The following is a 5,011-nucleotide window of genomic DNA, read 5'->3' as shown; positions in this document are numbered from 1 at the left end:
GCACGCATGATCCCGACCTCGTCGTCATCGCCTGCAACACGGCTTCCACCCTGGTCCTATCGCACTTACGCGCCGCTTATTCCCTGCCCTTCGTCGGCACGGTGCCGGCGATCAAGCCTGCCTGTGCGCAGTCGAAGAGCCGCCGCGTCTCGGTGCTCGGGACCAAGGGCACGGTGAAGCGCGAATACACGAAGGCGCTGATCCGCGATTTTGCTCAGGGTTGCGAGGTAACGCTGGTTGGCTCGCCCGAGCTCGCCTCGCTCGCAGAACGCGAGCTCGGCGGCAGCCCGATCAGCGACCGCGACATTCTCACCGAGCTCTCCCCCTGCTTCGTCGGCGACCCCGCGAACGCCGGCGCCCGCACCGACACGGTGGTGCTCGCCTGCACGCATTATCCGCTGTTGCTCGAGCGGCTGAAGCGGCTGGCGCCCTGGCCGGTCGCCTGGATCGATCCGGCGCCGGCGATCGCGCGCCGCGTCTCGGACCTGCTCGGACCGCACACGGGCGGCATCGCGCAATCCGGCGCCGAGATGGTTTTCACGTCGAACCGCGTGCACAGTCTTGCGGCAGCACTGACGCCGTTCTTCGGCGGCCGCGTGCCGGCCTGACTTTTCGGGTTCACGGCGCGCTGCTAGGCTCCGCCGTCGTCATCGCCCGCAGGTCATTCCATGTCCGTTCCGACTACGCCGCTCAACCGTCTCCGCCAGTTGTGGCGCGAGGGCCGCCCCGCCTTCGGCGCGATCGCGACGATCCCGAGCGTGCAGACCGTGCAGATCATGGCGCGCTCGCTCGACTGGATCATCGTCGATCTCGAGCACGGGCCTATCGGGCTGACCGAAGCGCACGCGATGATCGCCGCCACGACGGGGACGCCGTGCACGCCGCTGGTGCGGATCGCGGCGAACGAGCCGTGGCTTGCGAAAGCGCCGATGGACATCGGCGCCTTCGGCATCAACTTTCCGATGATCACCAATCGCGCAGAGGCCGAGAAGGCGGTGCGCAGCGTACGCTACCCGCCGCGCGGCGACCGGCTGTGGGGACCGTTCCACGCCCCGTTCCGCTGGGGACAATCGATGCCGGACTATATGGCGGGCGCCGATGACGAGATGATCTGCATGATCACCATCGAGCATGTCGATGCCGTCAACCGCATCGACGAGATCATGGCGACGCCCGGCATCGACGTCGCGGTGATCGGCCCCGGCGACCTCGCCACCTCCATCAACAAGCGCGGGCAGATGGACGATCCGGAGCTATTGGAGCTGATCGCGCGCGCCGAGGCCGGCATCCTCAGGAGCGGCGTCCCAATCGGCGGCGTGGCCCGCACCGCCGAGCAGGCCAACGCCCTGATCGACCGCGGCTACCGCGCGATCGCGCTCGGCTTCGACTGGTCACTGTTTCAGCGCGGCATCATGGCGGCGTTCGAGGGGATCAGGCGCTGAGTGGCTGTGGCCGGTCTTGCCGGGAACGGCGGCGCTGCTAGGGTCGGCCGTTCCAGGGAGGAAACAACCATGCTCAAAAAGACTTTGCTCGCCCTCACGTTCGCCAGCCTTGCCAGTCTTGCCTTTGCCCAGCAGTCCGGCATCAAGCGCACTCCGCTCCAGAAGATCGATTTCCCGGACGGCTACACCACCCTGACCGCCATCGCCGAAGTGCCGCCCGGCGGCGCCGCTGGCCGTCACACCCATCCCGGCGTCGAGACCGGCTATGTCCTGGAGGGCGAGGCTGACCTCCTCATCGACGGCCAGCCGGACAAGCATCTGAAAGCCGGCGATTCCTATCTGATCCCGGCCGGCGTCGTCCACGACGCCAAGACCCACGGCGATAAATCATTGAAAATCATTGGTATTTACGTCTACGACAAGACCAAGCCACTGGCGACGCCAGCCCCTTGATGCGACGAACCGACCGGCTCCACGCGGGTTGGTTCGTGCTAGAGCACGCGGTGAGCGGGCGACCCGCTCGCTGCACATATTTTAGTCCGCAGGAACCGAAAGACCCCATGCGCGGGACGCCCAAGACCATTTCGTTGCCGCGCCGCCTGATTGTCGACCTCATGCGCGCCTCGATGGGCGTGCCCTTCGTCTCGCTCTCCCGCCCGCTCCATATCCGCCCCCTGCTGGAGGCCCGCGCCGGAGCGGCCTCGCCGGCCGGCTGGGCCGCGATGTTCGTCAAAGCCTTTGCCCTGGTCGCGAGGGACGAGCCGGTCCTGCGCACCGTCTACGCCAAATGGCCATGGCCCTCGCTCTACGAGCTGCCCAATAGCGTGGCGTCGGTGGCGATCGCCCGGGTCCAGGACGGCGAGGAATGCGTGATGCCGCAGCGAATCGCAGCTCCTGAAGCCATGCCGCTGACCGCGGTCGACGCCGAAATCCGTCGTGCCAAGACGGCTCCGGTCGAAGACGTTCCCATGTTCCGCAAGGTCATGCGGGCCACCCGCCTACCACTGCCGTTACGGCGGCTATGCTGGGCGGTCGGGCTGAATTTCGGCCGGCAGCGCGGCAACTGGTTCGGCAGCTTCGCGGTGAGTTCGGTGGCCGCCTATGGCGGCGGTGAGCTCCATCCCATCACGCCGGGCCCGTTCATCGTCAGTTATGGGGTCGTCGAGCCGGACCAGACCATCCATGTCGTGATCCGCTGGGACCACCGGGTGACCGATGCCGCCCCCATCGCCCGGGTCCTGACCCGGCTGGAACAGGTGCTGAACACTGAAATCGCTGCCGAATTGCGAGCGGCCGGACCGAAGCCGATCCGGGCGGTGGGCACGTAGATACCGTCGTTCCGGGGCGGCTCGCAGAGCCGCACCCGGAACCTCGAGATTCTCAGGTGCGCAACTGCGCACCATAGTTCGATGCTGGCGCATCGTCCCGGAATGACCGGTGTAAAGAATTGACAGCACGCCCCAAACTCCCCTAAAAGCCGCCTGCTCGCGGGCCGATTTCGGCCCGCGAAGCGTTTCGCGACCCGTGGTCCTGTCCCTTCCAGCTTTGGGGATCGGACCTGTCGGTGCCGGGCTTTGGCCCGTCACACAGGAGGGCGCGTTTCCTCAAACCATGAACCTACAGAGGACGCGATGACTAAGCGCAGTGAGGCGAAGTACAAGATCGATCGCCGTATGGGCCAGAACATCTGGGGCCGCCCGAAGAGCCCCGTCAACCGCCGGGAATACGGCCCCGGTCAGCATGGCCAGCGCCGCAAGGGCAAGCTGTCCGACTTCGGCGTGCAGCTCCGCGCCAAGCAGAAGCTCAAGGGCTACTACGCCAACATTTCCGAGCGCCAGTTCCACGGCGTCTATGTCGAGGCGAGCCGCCTCAAGGGCGACACCGGCGAGAACCTGATCGGCCTCCTGGAGCGCCGTCTCGACGCGGTGGTCTACCGCGCCAAGTTCGTCTCCACGATCTTCGCCGCGCGCCAGTTCATCAACCACGGCCACATCAAGGTGAACGGCCGCAAGGTCAACATCTCGAGCTACCAGGTCAAGGTCGGCGACGTGATCGAGGTCAAGGAAGCCTCGAAGCAGCTCGCCCACGTGCTCGAAGMCAGCCAGCTCCCTGAGCGCGACACGCCCGACTATCTCGAAGTCGACCACGGCAAGATGACCGCGAAATACATCCRCATCCCCGGCCTCTCCGACGTGCCGTTCCCGGTGCAGATGGAGCCCCATCTGGTCGTCGAATTCTATTCGCGCTAAGATCTGATTATCGAAAGGCCCCGGTTCGCCGGGGCCTTTTTGCTTAAGAGCCACGTCAGTGGCCGTTCCGCCGCTAGGAGGCGTCGCATGCTCTACACCCCTCCCCCCGTCGATCCCAAGGCGCCGCCGGTGCGCATCAATCTGCTCTCGGATACACAGACCAAGCCGACGCCTGCGATGCGCGAGGCGATGGCGCGGGCTGAGGTCGGCGACGAACAGGTCGGCGATGATCCGACCGTGAACGCGCTGTGCGAGCGCGTCGCCGCGCTGCTCGGCAAGGAAGCCGCGGTGTACATGCCGTCCGGCACCATGTGCAACGTCACCGCGACGCTGGTGCATTGCCGTCCCGGCGACGAGATCCTCGCCCATGAGAGCGCGCATATCATCGCGCGCGAAGGCGGCGCGCATGCCGCCATCGGCGGCTTCCAGGTCACGCAATTGAAGGGCCCCGACGGCCAGTTCACGCCGGAGACGTTCCGCAAGGCGCTGCATCCGCGCACCCGCTACCAGCCGCCGCAGACCGTCGTCAGCGTCGAGCAGACCGCCAATATCGGCGGCGGCACGATCTGGAAGAAGGCGGCGCTCGACGAGATCGTCGCGATCGCGAAGCAACACGGCCTCGTCACTCACATGGACGGCGCGCGGCTGCTGAACGCTACGGTGGCGAGCGGCATCTCTCCGCGCGACATGACTGCGGGGTGGGATTCGGCCTGGATCGACTTCTCGAAGGGCCTGGGCGCGCCGATCGGCGGCGTGCTCGCGGGCTCGCGTGCCTTCATCGACGCGGTGTGGCAGTGGAAGCAGCGCCTCGGCGGCTCGATGCGGCAGGCCGGAATCTGCGCGGCCGCCTGCATCTACGCGCTCGATCACCACGTCGAGCGCCTCGCCGACGACCACGCCAATGCGCGCGCACTCGCCCGCGGGCTGTCGCAGATCGCAGGCGTCGAGGTGCAGGAGCCCGAAACCAACCTCGTGTTCTTCAGGCCCGATGGCGCGGGAATTCCCGGCGACAAGATGGTCGCGGCGCTGCGCCAGCGCGGCGTGACGCTCGCGATGATGGATGGCCGTATCCGCGCCTGCACGCATCTCGACGTCAATGCGAGCCAGATCGAGGAGACGATCGGATACGTGCGCGAGATCGTGCGCGGGGCGTAAGTCCCGTAGCCCGGATGGAGCGCAGCGAAATCCGGGGTTCTCACCTCGCGGAAAGATATTCCCGGATTGCGCTGCGCTCCATCCGGGCTACGAAACGTCAGCGCCCCMWCGCCTGATAGATCAGCGTCTTCAGCGCCAGCTGAATCCGGCCGCGCTGCGACGGGG

General features: G+C 66.6%; 6 protein-coding genes. All 6 read left to right on the top strand.

Annotation, left to right across the window (positions count from 1 at the left end):
• On the top strand, positions 1-608 hold a 608-nt coding region (locus ACXJL8_RS33835; protein WP_456686355.1), incomplete at its 5' end, for an aspartate/glutamate racemase family protein.
• Between the two features lie 60 nt (positions 609-668).
• Positions 669-1,442 (top strand): HpcH/HpaI aldolase family protein, encoded by a 774-nt coding sequence (locus ACXJL8_RS33830; RefSeq protein ID WP_456621310.1) that lies wholly within the window; start codon positions 669-671, stop codon positions 1,440-1,442.
• A 69-nt stretch (positions 1,443-1,511) separates the two neighbouring features.
• Positions 1,512-1,895 (top strand): cupin domain-containing protein, encoded by a 384-nt coding sequence (locus tag ACXJL8_RS33825; protein WP_456621309.1) that lies wholly within the window; start codon positions 1,512-1,514, stop codon positions 1,893-1,895.
• A gap of 107 nt (positions 1,896-2,002) precedes the next feature.
• Entirely contained in the window at positions 2,003-2,770 is a 768-nt protein-coding gene (locus ACXJL8_RS33820; RefSeq protein WP_456621308.1) for an acyltransferase, read from the top strand.
• Between the two features lie 303 nt (positions 2,771-3,073).
• A complete protein-coding gene (gene rpsD, locus ACXJL8_RS33815; protein ID WP_456686354.1) occupies positions 3,074-3,691 on the top strand; it encodes a 30S ribosomal protein S4 in 618 nt (205 codons plus the stop codon).
• 87 nt (positions 3,692-3,778) lie between these two features.
• On the top strand, positions 3,779-4,846 hold the full coding sequence (locus tag ACXJL8_RS33810) for a threonine aldolase family protein (RefSeq protein WP_456621306.1): 1,068 nt from the start codon (positions 3,779-3,781) through the stop codon (positions 4,844-4,846).
• Positions 4,847-5,011 lie beyond the last annotated feature (165 nt).

This window comes from Bradyrhizobium sp. P5_C11_2, assembly GCF_054049755.1.
Note: the sequence above shows the minus strand (reverse complement) of the source record. Positions and strands in the feature narration are given on the sequence as shown.

What these genes read in the sequence shown, in the direction of transcription:
- ACXJL8_RS33830 (WP_456621310.1), top strand. Translation starts at nt 669, where the DNA reads ATGTCCGTTCCGACTACGCCGCTCAACCGTCTCCGCCAGTTGTGGCGC.
- ACXJL8_RS33810 (WP_456621306.1), top strand. Translation starts at nt 3,779, where the DNA reads ATGCTCTACACCCCTCCCCCCGTCGATCCCAAGGCGCCGCCGGTGCGC.
- ACXJL8_RS33825 (WP_456621309.1), top strand. Translation starts at nt 1,512, where the DNA reads ATGCTCAAAAAGACTTTGCTCGCCCTCACGTTCGCCAGCCTTGCCAGT.
- ACXJL8_RS33820 (WP_456621308.1), top strand. Translation starts at nt 2,003, where the DNA reads ATGCGCGGGACGCCCAAGACCATTTCGTTGCCGCGCCGCCTGATTGTC.